This is a genomic window from Glutamicibacter sp. 0426, assembly GCF_001906485.1.
GTDB lineage: Bacteria > Actinomycetota > Actinomycetes > Actinomycetales > Micrococcaceae > Glutamicibacter > Glutamicibacter nicotianae.
Genome location: NZ_MPBI01000004.1, coordinates 57,667 through 75,569 on the forward strand (window position 1 = coordinate 57,667; position 17,903 = coordinate 75,569).

The 17,903-nt window shown below is 63.8% G+C and carries 15 protein-coding genes and 1 riboswitch; of the genes, 4 read left to right on the top strand and 11 right to left on the bottom strand.

Features of this window, described 5'->3' with window-relative positions; translation table 11 throughout:
- Window position 1 precedes the first annotated feature (1 nt).
- The 9 genes from BKX98_RS11355 to BKX98_RS11395 form a co-directional block, all read right to left on the bottom strand.
- Window positions 2-1,306, bottom strand: coding sequence for an MFS transporter (locus BKX98_RS11355; protein WP_073707321.1), 1,305 nt, complete (start codon window positions 1,304-1,306; stop codon window positions 2-4).
- A gap of 343 nt (window positions 1,307-1,649) precedes the next feature.
- Window positions 1,650-2,237 (bottom strand): DinB family protein, encoded by a 588-nt coding sequence (locus BKX98_RS11360; protein WP_073707322.1) that lies wholly within the window; start codon window positions 2,235-2,237, stop codon window positions 1,650-1,652.
- A 212-nt stretch (window positions 2,238-2,449) separates the two neighbouring features.
- Entirely contained in the window at window positions 2,450-2,728 is a 279-nt protein-coding gene (locus BKX98_RS11365; protein WP_038991974.1) for an HPr family phosphocarrier protein, read from the bottom strand.
- A gap of 52 nt (window positions 2,729-2,780) precedes the next feature.
- Window positions 2,781-4,463 carry a phosphoenolpyruvate--protein phosphotransferase gene (gene ptsP, locus BKX98_RS11370; protein ID WP_073707323.1) on the bottom strand — a complete coding sequence of 561 codons (1,683 nt, stop codon included), beginning with the start codon at window positions 4,461-4,463 and terminating at the stop codon, window positions 2,781-2,783.
- Window positions 4,460-6,472 (bottom strand): fructose-specific PTS transporter subunit EIIC, encoded by a 2,013-nt coding sequence (locus BKX98_RS11375; RefSeq protein ID WP_073707324.1) that lies wholly within the window; start codon window positions 6,470-6,472, stop codon window positions 4,460-4,462. The genes ptsP and BKX98_RS11375 overlap by 4 nt, the downstream gene beginning before the upstream one ends.
- A complete protein-coding gene (locus tag BKX98_RS11380; protein WP_073707325.1) occupies window positions 6,469-7,449 on the bottom strand; it encodes a 1-phosphofructokinase family hexose kinase in 981 nt (326 codons plus the stop codon). The genes BKX98_RS11375 and BKX98_RS11380 overlap by 4 nt, the downstream gene beginning before the upstream one ends.
- Window positions 7,446-8,222: a DeoR/GlpR family DNA-binding transcription regulator gene (locus BKX98_RS11385; protein ID WP_073707326.1), complete on the bottom strand. Its 777-nt coding sequence runs from the start codon at window positions 8,220-8,222 to the stop codon at window positions 7,446-7,448. The genes BKX98_RS11380 and BKX98_RS11385 overlap by 4 nt, the downstream gene beginning before the upstream one ends.
- Before the next feature lie 315 nt (window positions 8,223-8,537).
- Window positions 8,538-9,032, bottom strand: coding sequence for a CoA-binding protein (locus BKX98_RS11390; protein ID WP_038991967.1), 495 nt, complete (start codon window positions 9,030-9,032; stop codon window positions 8,538-8,540).
- Complete coding sequence (locus BKX98_RS11395; protein ID WP_038991966.1) at window positions 9,032-10,405, bottom strand: O-acetylhomoserine aminocarboxypropyltransferase/cysteine synthase family protein; 1,374 nt, start codon at window positions 10,403-10,405, stop codon at window positions 9,032-9,034. The genes BKX98_RS11390 and BKX98_RS11395 overlap by 1 nt, the downstream gene beginning before the upstream one ends.
- Before the next feature lie 98 nt (window positions 10,406-10,503).
- A riboswitch (SAM riboswitch) is annotated at window positions 10,504-10,615 on the bottom strand.
- Window positions 10,616-10,725: 110 nt separating this feature from the next.
- On the opposite strand from BKX98_RS11395, the gene BKX98_RS11400 reads away from it, so the two are divergent.
- The 3 genes from BKX98_RS11400 to BKX98_RS11410 all read left to right on the top strand — a co-directional run bounded on the left by BKX98_RS11400 (window position 10,726) and on the right by BKX98_RS11410 (window position 12,525).
- Entirely contained in the window at window positions 10,726-11,286 is a 561-nt protein-coding gene (locus BKX98_RS11400) for a histidine phosphatase family protein (RefSeq protein WP_073707327.1), read from the top strand.
- Between the two features lie 115 nt (window positions 11,287-11,401).
- Window positions 11,402-11,899, top strand: a complete 498-nt coding sequence (locus BKX98_RS11405) for an RNA polymerase sigma factor (RefSeq protein ID WP_073707328.1) — start codon at window positions 11,402-11,404, stop codon at window positions 11,897-11,899.
- The gene (locus BKX98_RS11410) at window positions 11,896-12,525 is read left to right on the top strand and encodes a methylated-DNA--[protein]-cysteine S-methyltransferase (protein WP_073707492.1); all 630 of its coding nucleotides are present in this window, start codon (window positions 11,896-11,898) and stop codon (window positions 12,523-12,525) included. Before BKX98_RS11405 ends, BKX98_RS11410 begins: the two co-directional genes overlap by 4 nt.
- A gap of 87 nt (window positions 12,526-12,612) precedes the next feature.
- Here the strand turns inward: BKX98_RS11410 and katG are convergent, their stop codons facing one another.
- Both katG and BKX98_RS11420 read right to left on the bottom strand, forming a co-directional pair.
- Entirely contained in the window at window positions 12,613-14,793 is a 2,181-nt protein-coding gene (gene katG, locus BKX98_RS11415; protein ID WP_073707329.1) for a catalase/peroxidase HPI, read from the bottom strand.
- Between the two features lie 80 nt (window positions 14,794-14,873).
- Window positions 14,874-15,326 carry a Fur family transcriptional regulator gene (locus BKX98_RS11420; protein ID WP_198934372.1) on the bottom strand — a complete coding sequence of 151 codons (453 nt, stop codon included), beginning with the start codon at window positions 15,324-15,326 and terminating at the stop codon, window positions 14,874-14,876.
- 662 nt (window positions 15,327-15,988) lie between these two features.
- On the opposite strand from BKX98_RS11420, the gene BKX98_RS11425 reads away from it, so the two are divergent.
- Complete coding sequence (locus BKX98_RS11425) at window positions 15,989-17,866, top strand: BCCT family transporter (RefSeq protein ID WP_233125362.1); 1,878 nt, start codon at window positions 15,989-15,991, stop codon at window positions 17,864-17,866.
- Window positions 17,867-17,903: the final 37 nt, after the last annotated feature.

The window sequence follows — 17,903 nt, forward strand, 5'->3', positions numbered from 1 at the left end:
CTCAGCCGCGCTCGCCGTCCAGCGCGGCCGGGACTGGGTCCGAGAGCGGATGCGCGATCTCGTCGTGGGCAAATTTCCCTGCCCACCAGGCGATGATTCCGAACAATGGCGAGGCGAGGCCGGCGATGATGAAAATCGCCTGCAGGCTGAGCACCTGGGTCAAGGGCCCGGCGGCCGCCATGGACAGCGGCATCAGCGCCAGCGAGACGAAGAAATCCAGGCTGGAGATCCGTCCGAGCAGATGGCCCGGCACCCGGCGCTGGAGCAGGGTGCCCCAGATGACCATGCCGACGGCATCGGTGATGCCGAAGGCCAGCAGGATCGCGAACAGCATCCAGGCTTCATCGACATAGCCCACCAAAGCCAGGGGCAGGGTGCCCAGGCACCAGCAAGCGGTCATCAGGCTCAGGTAGCGCCGCGGGAATTTCGCGGAGGCAACCAGCAGCGAGCCGATTGCCGAACCGAGGCCGAAGAACGCCAGTGCGAAGCTGAACAGCTTCGCATCGCCGTGCAGGTTGCCGCTGACAATGAACGGCAGCAGCACCTCGAAGGGGCCGATGAAGGTGAACACGGAAATGACTGAGAACAGCAGCGTCCACAGCAGCCAGCGGGTGCGCACCGTGTAGCCGATGCCCTCGCGCAGCTGGCGCAGCATCCCGGGCTGCCCCTGGCCGTCAACCGGTCCCGGCGCGTTGTACGCCTGGCGGTTGGGGATCCTGCGCAGCATCAGCAGCGCCGCCAAGTGGATCACCGAGATGCCGATGATGGCATGCGCCGGCGACAGTGCGGCCACCACGAAGCCGGCGGCCATCGGGCCCAGGGCGGTGTGCACCACCGGACGGGCGGTTCCCTCCAGCCCATTAGCCGCCAGCAGCTGCTCGGCGGGGAGCATCTTGGGCAGCAGTGCGGAGTAGGCCGGGAAGAAGAAGGCCGAACCTGCCCCGGTGCAGAAGCCGGCGAGGATCAGGTGCCACAGCTGCAGGACCTCGGTCATGGCCAGCACCGCGGTGACGCCCATGACCGCCAGCGACAGCGCCTCGACCAGCATCACGATCCGCCGGCAGGAATGGCGGTCCGCCATGATCCCGCCGAGTAGCACGAAGCAGAGTAGCCCGGCGGCGCTGGCGGTGGCCACCGCTGACAGCTCCACCGGTCCACCGCCCAGGCGGCGCACCTGGTAGACCATTGCCACGGCCCACATGCCGGCGGCAAAGGTGGAGAAGACGAGTGCGCTGGCCAGCAGGGCGTAGTCGCGATAGGCGAACGGCTTGATGAGGCGCAACGCAGAGGTTTTGAGCGCGCTCATGAAAGCTCCTGCGGTAGTGCGTAGGAACCATCATCCATCCAGTGATTGAGTTCTGTCAATCAGTAGAGCTGAATGGCCGTGTTGAAACCGGAACATCCTGGTGGGCGACGTTGCCGAATCTGACATCGTCGATGGTGGCTTTCCGTTAGCTGGGCATGGCAAACATGAGTTGATAGTTCGTCACGGTCGGCGACAGGGCTCGGTATTCAAGCGTGGCGGTCATCAGGGGAATTGACAGCGGTCTAATCTGAAAACCAGCAGCGTAGCGCGGGCCCAGCCGGCAAATCATCAGCTGCCGGCTGGGTATTACTGCTCCAGGCGAGACCAGCCGGTTGTTGACGAGTTATGCGTTGTCGGCAATTCCGCGCAGCCGCAAGCGTTCTTCGTCCCACTGTGCGGGCGTCAGATCTGGGATGTTGGGAGCAGCGGGGCGCAACCCGACGAAACCGTCCAATTGCTCGCGCACGATGTCCATGTGACCTGCATGGCGATGGGACTCGGCGATCATATGGATCAAGAGACGCTCTACAGTCGTGTGCCGATGCGTTCCCCACCATGGAACAACGGCAGGGGAATTCAGTTCAGAATGATCCAGAACCTCATCGGCTGCGCTGGTTGCCTCACGGTACAGATTCATGGCATCAGCCAAGGTCATATTCGACGGCGGACGGAAATCGGCCTGGGCGTCATCGTCTGCCATGATGTCTCGAATCAGGGGATTCTCAATCTTCTGTCCAAGGCATTCGATGAAGTACCCGGCTTCGGTGACGGCCAGATGAAGCAGCAACCCCATGACGTGGGTGCCTGTTGCTGTCAGTGGCGTCCGGGCTTGGGCATCGCTCAACCCTTCGCATTTCCACAAGATTGCTTCGCGGGCATCGTTCAGATACTCGCGTAATTGGGCCCCTTGGCCGCTTTTGTCATTTGCCATGTGCTGAGTCTAGTACCGTGCAGATTCAATCTCCCGAAGAATGCTTGCCCTTGGATATGTGGCAGCGGAACCGCCTGCTCCCGCGTCGAGCCCTTCCTCTTAATAGGGGCAAGGGGCATATCCAGCGATTGAGTTCTGTTGATCAGTGAGCGGGATTTAAAGAAACCGGGGACCATGCGGTGGCGCATGGTCCCCGGAATTCCGCTGGGAACTTACTCGGCGTCGTGGTCGGTTTCCAGGATGGCGGCCAGCTGCTCCAGGACGGCTTCGGCCCCTTCGCCCTCGGCACGCAGCACGACGGTGGAACCGTATTCCGCGCCCAGGCCCATCAGCGAGAGGATGCTGGACGCGTCCAGCGCCTCGTCGGCGGGTTCGCCCTCGTGGGCGATGGTGACCTCAACGGGCGCTTCGGCCGCGGCCTCGGCGAAGATGGCTGCCGGGCGGGCATGCAGTCCGACCCGGCTGCCGATGATTGCTGTACGTTCTGCCATGATGGCTCCTTCGGGTTTTCGTGAATGGTTGATTGCGGTAAATTCCGGGGGCCTAGAGGCCAAAGCGGTCCAGCTCGCCCAATTGCGCGCGCACGGCACTGCGTGCCGCCTCGGCGGACTCGGCGTCCAGGGCCAGCTGGGCCAGGCGCTGGGCGGTGGCCAGATCCACGGTGCGCAGCACCGCGGCGACCGGTGCCAGGGCCCGCTTGTTCATGGACAGGGTGCTCACGCCCAGCCCCACCAGCACTACGGCCAGGGCCGGGTCGGCGGCGGCCTCGCCGCACACGCCAACCGGCTTGCCGCCGGCTGCCTTGGCACCGGCGGTGGTGGCGGCCACCATGTGCAGCACGGCCGGCTGCCAGGGGTCGTTGAGCTCGGCCAGGGCACCGAGCTGGCGGTCCGCCGCCATGGTGTACTGGGTCAGGTCATTGGTGCCGATGGAGACGAAATCGCAGCGCTGCAGGATCTGGCCTGACAGGATGGCCGCCGAAGGGACCTCGATCATCGTCCCGGCGGTGGCCAGCCCGGCTGCCGTGGCAAGCTGCGCGAACTGCTGCGCTTCGGATGGAATGGAAATCATCGGTGCCATCACCCAGACCTCGGCCTGGTGCTCGTCGGCGGCTTGCGCGATGGCTTCGAGCTGGCGTTCGAGCACATCGGGGCTGGCAAGGGTCGTGCGGTAGCCGCGCACGCCCAGGGCGGGGTTCGGCTCGCTGGCGTCGGTCAGGAACGGCAGCGGCTTGTCGGCCCCGGCATCCAGTGTGCGCACCACGACCTTCCGGCCGCCGAAGGCGGCGAACACCGCACCGTAGGCTTCGACCTGCTCTTCGCGGGTCGGTTCCTTGTCCTTGCCCAAGAAGCAGAATTCGGTGCGCAGCAGGCCCACGCCCTCGGCTCCCGCCGCGGCTGCCAGCTGCGCGTCGACGCCGCTGCCCACATTGGCCAGCAGCGGGACACGGTGCCCGTCAGAAAGCTGGCCGCTGCCGGAAAACTCCGGCAGCTCCTCGCGGTTGGCGTAGGTGGCGGCCAGGTGCTCTTCGGCTGCTCCGGGATCGGCGATGACCAGCCCGTCGATGCCGTCGACGAAGACCTGGTCCCCATCGGCCAGCGCGGTGGTGCCGGGCGCCGCCACGACGGCCGGAAGGCCCAGCGAGCGGGCGATGATGGCGGTATGCGATTGCGGCCCGCCATCGGAGGTGACCAGCGCCAGCACCTTCGCCGGATCCAGTGTCGCGGTATCTGCCGGAGCCAGGTCCACCGCGGCCAGGATGAACGGCTCATCCGAGTCGGGGATGCCCGGGGCGGGCACGCCGCGCAGCTGCGCGACGATGCGGGCGCGCACGTCGAGCACATCGCCGGCGCGTTCGGCCATATAGCCGCCGAGGGCCGACAGCTGCGTGGCCACCGCATCGGCGGCCTCCCAGATGGCCGATTCGGCGCAGGTGCCGGAGACGACCAGCTTGGTGGCGGACTTGAGCAGGGTGCGGTCGCTGGCCATCAGTGCGGTGGCCTTGAGCACCGCTTGGGCATCGCCCGTGGCCTGCGCCGCGCGCTCCTTGAGCTGCGCGGCAACCGCTTGCGCGGCCGCGTTCAGGCGCTCGGCCTCGGCTTCCGGGCTGGAGCCTGCCGGCAAGGGGGCGCCGTCTGCGGGCGGGAGGATCGGTTCGGGCATGCGGCGCACGGATCCGATGACCCGTCCGGCGCTGACGCCTACTCCGGTGAATGCCTGGCTCATGCTGCGGCCTTTGCCTGTTCAGCGGCCCGGGCGGGGGCCTTGCGGACATATTTCTTCAGGATGATCACCAGCGCCGCGGATACCAGAGTACCGATGACGGTGGCCAGCAGGAACATCGGCCAGGTGTTATCCATGGCGAAGAAGACGAAGATGCCGCCGTGCGGTGCCTGGGAGAGCACATCGAAGCTCATGATCAGCGAGCCGGTGACCCCGGCGCCCACCATGGAAGCCGGGATGACGCGCAGCGGGTCGGCCGCGGCGAAGGGGATAGCGCCTTCGGAAATGAAGGCGGCGCCCAGCAGCCAGGCCGCCTTGCCGTTTTCGCGTTCCGCCCCGGTGAACAGCTTCGGGGAGACGGCGGTGGCCAGGGCCATCGCCAGCGGCGGAACCATGCCGGCGGCCATCACGGCGGCCATGATCATCAGCGGGGCCGGGTTCTCGGCCACCGAGCCGGCACCCAAGCCGGCTACCGCGAAGGAGTAAGCGACCTTGTTGACCGGTCCGCCCAAATCGATGGCCATCATCAGGCCCAGGATCAGGCCGAGGATAGCTGCCGCGGTGCCGGACATGCCCGAGAGCCAGCCATTGAGGGCTTCGGTGAGCTGGGCGATCGGACCGCCGAGGAACAGGAACATCAAGCCCGAAGCGATAATGGAACCAAGCAACGGCACGATGACCACTGGCATCAGCCCGCGCAGCCAGCGCGGCACGGTCCAGGAATTGATCCAGCGGCAGGCCAGGCCGGCGATGATACCGCCGACGATGCCGCCAATGAATCCGGCTCCCATGAAGCCGGCCACGGCACCCGCGGTGAAGCCCGGGGCGATGCCCGGACGGTCGGCGTAGGCGTAGGCGATGTAACCGGCCAGCGCTGGGACCAGGAAGCCCATGGACAGTCCGCCGATCTTGAACGCCACCGCACCGAGGTAGGCAAGCAAGCCGGCTTCCGGCAAGTTGAACAGCGTATTCTCGGTCAAGTATTGGTCTGCTACATCGGTGATGGCGTATCCGCCGAGCAGGAAGCCCAGCGCGATGAGCAGGCCGCCGCCGGCGACGAACGGGATCATGTAGGAGACGCCGGTGAGCAGTGCGCGCTTCAGGCCTGCGCCGAAGGATTCGCTGCCGGCGGATTCTTCGCTGGACGCGGCGGCACCAGCCGGAACCCGGGTCGCCTTGGGATCTTCGGAGGCGGCGATGGCGTCATTGATCAGCTTCTTCGGCTCGTCGATGCCGCGCTTGACCGGAACCTGGATCACCGGCTTGCCGGCAAAGCGGCCGCGGTCGCGCACATCGACGTCCACCGCGAAAATCACTGCGTCGGCGGCTTCGATGACCGCCGGGTCCAGCGGGGTGGAACCCGAGGAGCCCTGGGTTTCCACCGCGAAGTCGACACCCATTTCGCCGGCGGCCTGGGCCAGCGAATCGGCTGCCATGTAGGTGTGCGCGATGCCGGTGGGGCAGGCGGTGACCGCGATGATCTTCTTCGTGGCAACGGCCGGGGCGGCCGGCGCGGCGGGGCTGGCAGCCGGGGCAGCGTCGGGGAGGGAGACCGCCGGGGCATCGGAGACAACCGCGCGGATCAGCTCGACGATCTCGGCTTCGCTGCCTGCTTCGCGCAGCGAGGCGGTGAACGGCTTCTTCACCAGCGCGCGGGCCAGCTTGGAGAGCAGCTTGAGGTGGTCCTGGTCGGCGCCGTCCGGGGCGGCAATGAAGAACACCAGGTCGGCTTCGCCGTCCTTGGCGCCGAAGTCCACCGGCGGGGCCAGCCGGACCATGGCCAGGGTCGGTTCGGTGACCGCTGCCGAACGGCAGTGCGGGATGGCGATGCCGCCGGGCACCCCGGTCGCGGTCTTGGCTTCGCGGGCCTTGGCATCGGCGGCCAGTGCGGCGGCATCGGTGGCGCGCCCCTGGTTGGCCACCAGCAGGGCCAGCTTCTCGATGACCTCGCTCGTGCTGTTGCCCAGGTCGGCGTCGAGCAGCACGAGCTCTGCGGTGATTAGTTCACTCATGACTCGGTTCCTTGCGTTGAGGTAAGTTCGCTGACGGTTACGGCGCCAGCGGTGAGATCGGATTCTGTCGGGATGGTGGAGCCAGGCAGCTGCGTTGCCGCAGCCCCATAGGCGACGGCGTTTCTCAGCCGTTCAGGGGCGCTGGCCCCAGCGGCATCGGCCAGCAGGTAGCCGGCCAGCGAGGAATCGCCCGCCCCCACGGTGCTGCGCGGGATGATCGGGGTGTGCGAACCATGCCAGGCGCCCTGCTTGGTGACCAGCAGCGCGCCCTGTGCCCCGAGCGTGGCCAGCACCGCGCCGGCGCCCCGGTCCAGCAACTGCTGCGCGCAGCCGGCGGCCAGCTCGATGGAGCCTTCCAGTGCCGCTTCGCTGTAGCAGCCAGCCAGCTGCGCCAGTTCCTCGGCGTTGGGCTTGACCAGGTCTGGGATGTGCTGCTGGCCGTGGGCAAAGAGCTCGAGCAGCGGTGCGCCGGAAGTGTCCACGGCGATCTTCGGGCACTTTGCGCCCAGGGCCGCGCGCAATTTTGCGGTCAGCTGCGCATAGAAGCCGGCGGGAACTCCCGGCGGCAGCGAGCCGGCCATCACCAGCCAGCTGGCGCCGGCGGCCTCTTCGGCGACCAGCTCGCCGAGCTCGGCCAGCTGCTGCGCATCAAGGGCGGGACCTGGCTCATTGATCTTGGTGGTGGTGCCATCGGGATCGGTCAGGGTGGTGTTGGTGCGCAGCGCTTCGGCGATCGGCAGGTTCCGGTGAGCCAGCTGGTCGTGGGCCAGCGCGGTGACCAGCGGGTCGGTGCTGGCTCCGGGCAGCACGGCCAAGGTGGCGCCACCCGCCGCGGCGATGGCGCGCGAGACGTTCACTCCCTTGCCTGCCGCCTGGACATGGCTGGCCACAGCGCGCTGCACGGCACCGGGAGCCAGCGGCTCGCCCAGCTCGATGGTTTTGTCCAGTGCCGGATTGGCGGTCAGCGTGATGATCATGCGATCACCACCTCGACATCCGCGGCTTCCAGCGCGGCAGCGAGCTCCTCGCCGGGCTGCTGGTCGGTGACCAGGGTGTCGATGTCTTCAAACCGGGCAAAGCAGACCAGGGTTTCCTGGTCGAATTTGGATCCGTCGGCCAGCAGCACCACGCGGCGGGCGCTGGCGACCAGGGCGCGCTTGACGGCGGCTTCCAGCGGGTCCGGGGTGCTCAGGCCGAATCCTGCATGCAGCCCGTTGGTGCCGATGAAGGCGATGTCCGCCCGGTACTGGGAATATTCCTGCACGGTGCGGGCTCCGCTGGAGGCGCCGGTGATGCCGCGGACCCGCCCGCCGATCAGCTCCAAGGCGATATCCGGGCTGTGGACCAGGGCAGCGGCGATGGGCAGGGCATGGGTGATGACCACCAGGCCGTTGCCCGCGGCGCTTTTGAGCATGCGCTCGGCCAGGATTTCCGTGGTGGTTCCCGCGTCGATGACAACTGAGGCGTCGGAGACCGGCAGCAGGCTCAGTGCGCGCTGGGCGATGCGGGCCTTGGGCTCGGAATGGATGGCGGTGCGCACCACGTAGCTTTCCTCGCGGGTGCTCGCCTCGGTGATGGCAACCGCTCCGCCGTGGACGCGGCGAAGGTAGTTCTCGGACTCAAGTTGGGCCAGATCCCGCCGCACAGTTTCCCGGGTGATGTCGAAGCGCTGCGCGAGCTCGGCGACGGTTACTTTCCCGTCAGCTTCGAGCTGCCCAACGATCAGCCGGTGTCGTTCTTCGGCGAACATTCTTGCCTCCGCAATTCCTCATGACCTGCAACACATCAATCTGTGTTTCCATGACTTTATGCCCGATTGCGTGGCATCGTCAAGTAAAAATCTAGGGAATTCTTGGCTTTATTTGGTTTTAAGTGGGTTTCGGGGGAAGGCGAGGAAATTGCATCGCGCATGATTGCGCAGGTGAACTGTACGTTCCTGCCGAATGAGCCGCGGGAAAAGCCCAGTCCCGTCGGCCTGCACGGAAACTCTGGAGCTGTTCCGAACACGTAATGGGTGCATGCAGCTGAATGCTGCATGCACCCACTATGTGGAGCTCCGGACTTTCTAGGCGAGGACCTGTCGCTTCGCGGAAATCACGCCGGTGTTGAATCCGGCCAGGCGCAAACCGCCATGGAAGCGGGCGTGCTCGATCTTCACGCAGCGGTCCATGACCACGTTCATGCCCGCGGCCTCGGCGCGATGGGCCACTTCCTCGTGCCAGGAGCCCAGCTGCAGCCACAGGGTCTTCGCGCCCACGGCCAGGGCCTCGTCCAGCACGCCGGGCAGGTCATCATGCTTGCGGAAGACCTCCACCAGATCCGGGGTCTCCGGAAGATCGGCGAGCGACTTGTACACCGGCTGGCCCAGGATCTCATCGAGTACCGGGTTGATGAAGTACACCTTGTACCGTGAAGAGGAGAGCAGGTAGGTAGCCACGAAGTAGCTGGCGCGCGACGGCTTGTTCGATGCGCCGACAATGGCGATGGTCTTCGTCTCGCGCAGGATCTCCAGGCGCTGCGCGGCTCCCGGGCCTTCCCAGGTGGTTTCAACGGCAGTCATTAGTTTGCTCCCTTCGAAGCGGTTGGCAATGCGCAGGCGGAACCGTCATAAGTTGGCGCTTCGAACTGCGCGGCGGAACCGGCGGCAGCCTCCTGCGAAGCGGCCAGTGCCTGGTCCAGATCCCAGAGGATGTCCTCGACGTCTTCAAGGCCCACGGACAAGCGGATCAAGTCTTCCGGCACGCCAGCGGAGACCAGCTGCTCGGCGCTCAGCTGCTGGTGCGTGGTGGAGGCGGGGTGCAGCACCAGGGTGCGGGCATCGCCGATGTTGGCCAGGTGGCTGGCCAGTTGCAGCGCCTCGATGAACTTGGCACCGGCTTCGCGTCCGCCCTTCACGCCGAAGCTGAAGACCGAGCCGACGCCCAGGGGCAGCAGCTCCTTGGCCTGCTCGTGCTGCGGGTGGGAATCCAGGCCTGCGTAGTTCACGTAGGTGACGCGCTCATCGGATTCCAGCCAGGCGGCGACCTGCTTGGCGTTGGACAGGTGGTTGTCCATGCGCTGCGGCAGGGTCTCCAGGCCCTGCAGCAGCTGGAATGCCGACTGGGCCGGCAGCGACGGACCAAAGTCGCGCAGCTGCTCGCTGCGCAGCTTGGTCAAGAAGCCGTATTCGCCGAAGTTGTCCCACCAGGAGACGTTGCCGTAGCTGGCTACCGGCTCGGTCATGGTGGGGAACTTGCCGTTGCCCCAGTTGAACTTGCCCGACTCGATGACCACGCCGCCCAGGGTGGTGCCGTGCCCGCCGATGAACTTGGTGGCCGAGTGGATCACGATGTCCGCGCCGTGCTCGATGGGGCGAAGGATGTATGGGGGAGTGAGCGTCGAGTCCACTACCAGCGGGATGTTGTGGCGGTGCGCCACCTCGGCCAGGCCCTTCAGATCGGCGATGTCGCCGGACGGGTTGGCCACCACCTCGGTGTAGACGGCCTTGGTGTTCTCCTGGATCGCGGCTTCGAAGTCCGCGGGATCGTTGGAGTCGATAAAGGTGGTGTCCACGCCGAAGCGGCGCAGCGAGACATCCAGCTGGGTGATGGTGCCGCCGTAGAGCTTCGAGGAGGCGACAATGTGGTCGCCGGCTTGGGCCAGCGCCGCGAAGGTGACGAATTCCGCGGCCATGCCCGAGCCGGTGGCTACCGCGCCGATGCCGCCTTCCAGCGAAGCCATGCGCTCTTCGAAGGCCGCCACGGTCGGGTTGCCGATGCGCGAGTAGATGTTGCCGTACTTCTGCAGGGCAAAGAGGTTGGCCGCATCGTCAGCGTCCTTGAACACGAACGACGTGGTCTGGTAGATGGGCACTGCGCGTGAGCCATGCTCGGCATCGGGGGTGCCTCCGGCATGCAGGGCGCGGGTGCGGAATCCAAACTTGTGATCTGCCATGGTGGCTTACGACTCCTTGTCGACGGGGGTTTCGCGTGCACCGCAGGGCGGGCCGCGATCGAGGCAGGAATCCCGGAATCAATGTCGCTTCCTGCCGTTCTCCAACGGGTAAGCGGCTGCATCGTTTCTGGCGGTAGCACCGTAACCACCGGATGTGGCAGGTTGCTGCGGCGTCGTCGAACCAGATCTCTCAGCCGCTCGGGATGGTGTAATAATCTTCGCAACATGACCGTTCGTGACCCAACTATGAGTCGTAACGTTGCGTATCGGGCCTGTGATCGGAGATTCTTCGACATCTATGGCACCGGTAGGCTGGAGTCATGGATACTTCGCTGGCACTGGTTCGACACGGGCAGACCGATTGGAACCTTGCAGGCCGACTGCAGGGGCAAACCGACATCCCGCTGAACGAAACCGGACGCGAGCAAGCTCGCGAAGTCGGGCGCAAGCTCATCGGCCAAGACTTTTCGCTCATTCTGGCATCCCCTTTGGCGCGTGCCCGGGAAACTGCCGTGCTGATTGCCCAGCAGATCGGGGCAGAAACGGGCAACGCAGTTCCGGAACTCATTGAACGCGGTTTCGGCCCGCTGGAGGGCCGGATCATGGCGGAGGTCAGCGACGAGGAATCGGCTGCCGCCGCAGACCAGATTGAGCCGCGTGCGCACATCTTGAACCGCGCGGTGCCAGCGCTGCTGGGCCTAGCCAGCAAGCATACCGGACGCAAGATCATGATTGTGAGCCATGGGGCCACCATGCGCACCATTCGCGACGCCTTGGCAGGAACCAGGCAAGCCCAAGGCGTGGAGAATGGCGAAATTATCGACGTGGATTTGGCCCGGCTTGAGCAGCTCGCCGGTGAATCCGACTTGGTGGCATTCTAGGAATCCGTGCGGCAGCGGGGTGAATGACAAAATTTTTCATTCACACCTCACAGAACAGGTGGCCGTTGCGTTTACATGGTGAGAGGCCAGCAGGTCGCGAAATCCCAGGAGAGCCATGCAAGCACCATTCGAGCGGATAGTCCAAGACTATGGACTGAACGTCCTGCGTGTTTGCCGCGCCCTGCTGGATGAGCACCGCGCGCAAGATGCCTGGTCCGAAACCTTCCTCGCCGCGCTCAAGGCGTACCCGCAGCTGCCAGATGATGCCAATGTCCTGGCGTGGCTGGTGCGCATTGCCCGGAACAAGGCCATTGACGAGTTGCGCAAGCATAAGCCGGAGATCCTTAATGACCAGGACATGGATGGTCCCGCGTCCGGGATGAACCGGCCGGATCTGCAGTTGGACAATCTTCAGCTCTGGCACGAGGTGAATCAGCTTCCCGGCAAGCAAAGGCAGGTCGTGGCCTATCGGTACTTGGGCGGGATGAGCTACGCGCAAATTGCCGAAATCCTTTCGGGCAGCGAAGCCGCTGCCCGCAGGGCCGGTGCCGACGGGATCAAGAACCTGCGGGTCCGGCTAGACGACCAGGAACTATGGCGGGAGCAGCCATGAACGAAAAAAATTATCAGCAGCAGGCGACGGCCGCTGAAATGCAAACCCTCGACTCGCTGCAAGGCCAGCTCGCTGAAAAAGCCCGCGCGCTTGAACTTGTCGATGTCGCCTATCGGATGGTCGACAGCCCAGTGGGTTCATTGCTGCTGGCCAGCACCGATGCCGGGCTGGTGCGGGTGGCATTCGAATCCGAGGGCCACGACCGGATACTTGAGCTGCTCTCGGAAAAGCTCAGCCCACGCATCCTGCGCGACAAGTCGAGCCTGGATGGGACCGCCCGGCAACTCGATGAGTACTTCGAGGGCACACGGCACAGTTTCGAGCTCCCGGTGGATCTGCAGCTCTCTACGCAGTTCCGCCGCCAAGTGCAGCTGGAACTGGGGCATATCGATTACGGGCAGACCCTCAGCTACGCCCAGCTGGCGCAGCAGATCGGCAAGCCGAAGGCGGTGCGAGCCGTCGGCTCAGCGTGCGCCACCAACCCGATTCCCATCGTGTTGCCCTGCCACCGGGTGCTGCGCACCGATGGATCATTGGGCGGCTATCTGGGAGGACTGCAAGCCAAGACGGAGCTGCTGAAACTTGAAAACCCGGACTTCGCAGGCAGCGCGGCGACGCTTTTTTAACTGGCCATAGCCGGCTTAAGCAAATGCTGGACTGTTGCTCCCCACCAGGGGAGCAACAGCCCAGCACTATCTGCCAGAAGCTAGCGGCTACTTGGCCAGCAGTTCGAAGCGATCCGCGTCCATGAGCTTGGCCCATGCAGTAGCGAAGTCCTTGACGAACTTCTCCTTGGCGTCGTCCGAGGCGTAAACTTCGGCGAGAGCACGCAGTTCCGAGTTGGAGCCGAAGACCAGGTCCACGCGGCTGCCGGTCCAACGGCCGTCGGTGGTGGTGTAGGTCTGCTCGTCAGCCGACGGGATCCACTCCAGACCGAGTTCCAGCAGGTTCGCGAAGAAGTCGTTGGTCAGAGCGCCCGGGGTGTCGGTGAAGACGCCCTTGTTCGAGCCGTCCCAGTTGTTGCCGATGACACGCAGGCCGCCGAGCAGCACGGTCATCTCCGGAGCCGACAGGCCCAGCAGGTTCGCGCGGTCGATCAGCAGGTACTCGCTAGGCAAGTTCAGGAAACCGGAGTCGTAGTTGCGGAAGCCGTCAGCGACTGGCTCCAGCCAAGCGAACTGCTCCACGTCGGTCTGCTCCTGGGTTGCGTCAACGCGACCCGGGGTGAATGGAACCTCGACTTGCTGTCCGGCTGCCAGGGCAGCCTGCTCAACACCGACGTTGCCGGCCAAGACCACAACATCGGCGAAGGATGCCTTGATCTCGGAGGTGGCGTTGAACTGGTCAACGATTTCCTCGAGCTTGGCGATTACTGGCTTCAGCTGCTCCGGCTGGTTCACTGACCAGGAAACCTGCGGCTCCAGGCGGATGCGGCCGCCGTTTGCGCCGCCGCGCTTATCCGAAGAACGGAAGGTCGCTGCGGCCTTCCACGCGGTGGAGACCAGCTGCTGCACCGAAAGGCCAGCGTCGTTGATCAGGGACTTCAGCTCGGCGATTTCCTTGGCACCCAGGGTGGTTTCTGGAGCAGCCGGCAGCGGATCCTGCCAGAGCAGGTCCTCGGCTGGAACCTCTGGGCCGAAGTAGCGGGACTTCGGGCCCATGTCGCGGTGGGTCAGCTTGAACCAGGCGCGGGCGAAGGCGTCGGCGAACTTGTCCGGGTTCTCCTTGAAGTTCTTGGAGATCGGACCATAAATCGGATCGAAGCGCAGTGCCAGGTCACTGGTCAGCATGCGCGGTTCGCGCTTCTCCAAGGTGTCGAACGCAGGCTGAACTAGGCCGGCTCCGCCGCCGTTGACCGGGCGCCACTGCTTGGCACCTGCTGGCGACTCGAACAGTTCCCACTCGTAAGCGAACAGGATGTGGAAGAACTCGTTGTCCCAACGGGTTGGGTGGTAGGTCCAGGTCACTTCCAGACCGGAGGACACGGTGTCTGCACCCTTGCCGGTGCCGTGGCCGTTCTTCCAACCCAGGCCCTGCATTTCCAGCGGAGCTGCTTCTGGATCCGGACCAATCTTGTCATCGGCGTGGGCGCCGTGGGTCTTGCCGAAGGTATGGCCGCCAGCGATCAGCGCTACGGTCTCTTCGTCATTCATGCCCATGCGGCGGAAGGTTTCGCGGATGTCGATGGCCGAAGCCAGCGGATCCGGGTTGCCGTCTGGACCCTCGGGGTTCACGTAGATCAGGCCCATCTGGACTGCAGCCAGAGGGGCTTCCAGGTCGCGCTTGCCGGTGTAGCGCTCGTTGTCCAGCCACACCTTTTCAGGGCCCCAGTAAACGTCGTCGTCAGCTTCCCAGACGTCCTTGCGGCCGCCGGCGAAGCCGAAGGTCTCGAAGCCCATGTCCTCCAGAGCCACGTTGCCGGCCAGCAGGATCAGGTCGGCCCAGGAGATGGCCTGGCCATACTTCTTCTTTACCGGCCACAGCAGGCGGCGAGCCTTATCCAGCGATACGTTGTCTGGCCACGAGTTCAATGGGGCGAAGCGCTGCTGGCCTGCGCCGCCGCCGCCACGCCCATCGTGGGAGCGGTAGGTGCCGGCGGAGTGCCAAGCCATGCGGATGAAGAACGGACCATAGTGTCCGAAGTCTGCTGGCCACCAGTCGTGGGACTGGGTCATGATCTCGGCCAAGTCGGCCTTCAGGGCCTCCATGTCCAGTGCGTTGAACGCCTCGATGTAATCGAAGTCCTCATCCAACGGGTTCGATACCTGCTGGTTCTTAGCAAGGATCTTCAGGTTCAGCTTGTTCGGCCACCATTCGGTATTGGCGTTGCCCTGGGTTGGGTGAACTCGACCCGCGCCAACTACTGGGCACTGACCTGCGGTCGTCTCAGACATGTGCTCTTCCTTCCGGATTTTTTAGGGGATTGTGCGGTTCATGTCCGCCACGCGGGAACGAGTCCTGCGTGATGGCAAATCTAGGGGGTTACTACGACATCTTTCTGCGCATTCGCGGCCTGGCAATCAGGGCAGGTGCCCCAGTAGATCACTTCGGCCTCGTCGATGCTGAAGCCGTGATCGTTGGACGCATGCAGGCACGGGGCGCCGCCGACAGCGCAGTCGACGTCCGCCAGCTTGCCGCACTGGCGGCACACCACATGGTGGTGATTGTCGCCAACGCGGGCTTCGTAGCGGGCGATATGGCCCTGCGGCTGTATCTGCCGGATGACTCCCAGCTTCGTGAAAAGCTTCAGCGAATCGTAGACAGCTTGGTGCGACACATTGGGGTGCCCTTCGCGAACGGCCGAAATGATGGTTTCGGTATCCGCGTGCGGGTGCGCAGTGACAGCGGACAGTACCGCAACGCGGGGTTGCGTAACCCGCATCGATGCCGCCTTCAGCACCTGCTCGATCCCTGCCTTTGATGTCATGTAACCAGCATGCCCGCTTATTTTGAATGAGTCAAGATAAGTTCGAATGTATTACAGGTTACAAGTTGGTGAGTGGCAACAATGCGCCGAAAGAGCTTCTGTGCAGTAAGTATGCCTTTTGAGGCATGCCTTGGCGGAGGGGAATCGAAGCTGAGGTGATTGTTGAATTCCGGATATTCGAGACGAATAAACGAAGTGGAGAATGGTTCATTCCGATTTCGGAGGTAATTCGGGGCGGGGAAGGATTTAGCGGAAGCGGAAACCGGAAATCCGAGTGAGGCGAGGAAGCTCACACGGATCGCGGCACCAGCGAAAACATCTTGATCCAGTGCGTATCCAACGTTGAAAATGGCGTGAAATCAAGGATCTGATTTGACCCTCGGTGAGATGTCGACAATGCTGGAAAAGGCCCATTTTGGATTTATCGTGTCAATTCCGTGCTAAATCGGGTCACTTCGCAGGAACATTTCGCGGGCTATTTGCGCAGAATAGCTGTTTCTTTCAGGCAGTTCTGACGCGAGATTTAGAGACAACGGACCGACACCCGAAAAGCAATTCGCAATCAATCACACTGCATGGCGATCGTTGACTCGAGAAACGATGGCTGGGCAGATTCCGTCTGGAACTTCTCCACGGGATCTCACCAGTGAAGGAAGAACGCAATGAAGCAGACGGATCAATCAATCGTAGACCTCGTCGAGGAACTGCATTCAGTTCGCCACAGGCGACCTAAGAAGTACTCCCTTTCCGGTACGGATTATTGGGTATTCGGAATCGCCGGCGTTATCGCGCTGGCATTCATCATTTGGGGTTTCTCCACCCCGTCGGGGCTGGGCAAGGCCTCCAGCGCAGCCTTGGACTGGGTTATCACCAACACTGGTTGGCTTTTTGTCATCGCCGCCGCATTATTCGCGGTCTTCGCTATTGTCGTAGCAGCGAAGAATTTCGGGCGCATCCCGCTGGGCAAGGACGGTGAATCGCCACAGTTCTCCACGGTTTCGTGGATCTCGATGATGTTTGCCACCGGCATGGGCATCGGACTGGTCTTCTACGGGGTCGGCGAACCTCTGTACTTCTACATGTCGCCTCCTCCGGGAACCGTGGAAGGCTCCACCAACGAGGCACTGAGCACCGCTATGGGCACCACGCTCTTCCACTGGACGCTGTTCCCATGGGCCATGTACGCGATTGTCGGCTTGGGCATGGCCTACGGCAGCTTCCGGCTGGGACGCCCGCAGCTGTTCTCCGCCATGTTCAGCTCGCTCTTCGGCGACCGCGCCATCCACGGCTGGGGCGGCCGCACGATTAACATCCTGGCTATCATCGCCACGCTCTTCGGCTCGGCCTGTTCGCTGGGCCTTGGCGCATTGCAGATTGGCGGCGGCATCCAGGCCACCGGGATGATGGAGAAAGTCGGTTCCGGCGTTCTGGTGGTCATCATCGCGATTTTGACTGCCTTGTTCGTTGCTTCCGCTGTTTCCGGCATTGAGCGCGGCATCCAGTGGCTGTCCAACACCAACATGGTGCTGGCAGTGATCATCGCGTTGATCGTATTCATTGGCGGTCCAACGCTGTTCATCCTTAATGTCATCCCCAACGCCATTGGCTCCTTCATTGGCGACTTGCCGGAGATGGCTTCGCGCACGGCGGCTGGCGATGTTGCAATGTCTGATTGGCTGTCCTCGTGGACCGTCTTCTACTGGGCCTGGTGGATCTCCTGGAGCCCATTCGTCGGCCTGTTCATCGCCCGCATCTCCCGCGGCCGCACGATTCGCCAGTTCGTTACCGGCGTGCTGCTGGTGCCATCGACTGTCACCTTGATCTGGTTCTCGATCTTCGGTGGCGGCGCAATCGGCATTCAGGAACGTGCCGAACGCGCCGGGGAAACCGGGGAAAAGCTGGCCAATATCGTCGATGGCGCCCCAGACATCAACTTCGATCTGATCCTCTTCGACATGCTCGGCCGCCTGCCGCTGGCAGGCTGGGTGGCTACCGTGCTGATGGTCGTCACCGTGCTGCTGATTGCGATCTTCTTCGTGACCGGCGCAGACTCGGCCTCGATCGTGATGGGTGCGCTCAGCGAACGCGGCGCCGAAGAGCCAACCAAGAAGGCGGTGATCTTCTGGGGCGTGGCCACCGGTGCTGTTGCCGCGGTGATGCTGCTGGCTGGCGGTGATCATCCGGCGGAGGCATTGAACGGCCTGAAGAACATCACCATTGTTTCGGCGCTGCCGTTCGTCATCGTGATGCTGCTGCTCTGCGTGGCGTTGTGGAAGGACTTGAGCAACGATCCGCTGGTGCTGGGCGACAAGGTGGCCCGCAAGGTGCTTGAGCATTCCGTGGGCCAGGCGATTGACCGCCATGAGGGCAGCCAGTTCAGCTTGATGACCACCGAAATTCCTTTGGTCAGTGCCGATGGCAAGGAGGCTGAAGTGAAGATCTTCGCCACCGAAGCCACCGAGGCCACCATTGACCCGGTGGAGGACGGCAAGAAAACTGAGGGCGACGGCGAGAGCCCGAAGCCAACTGCCGGGGAGTAATTACCGGCAAAGCAAGTGAAGCTTCTTCCCGATTCCG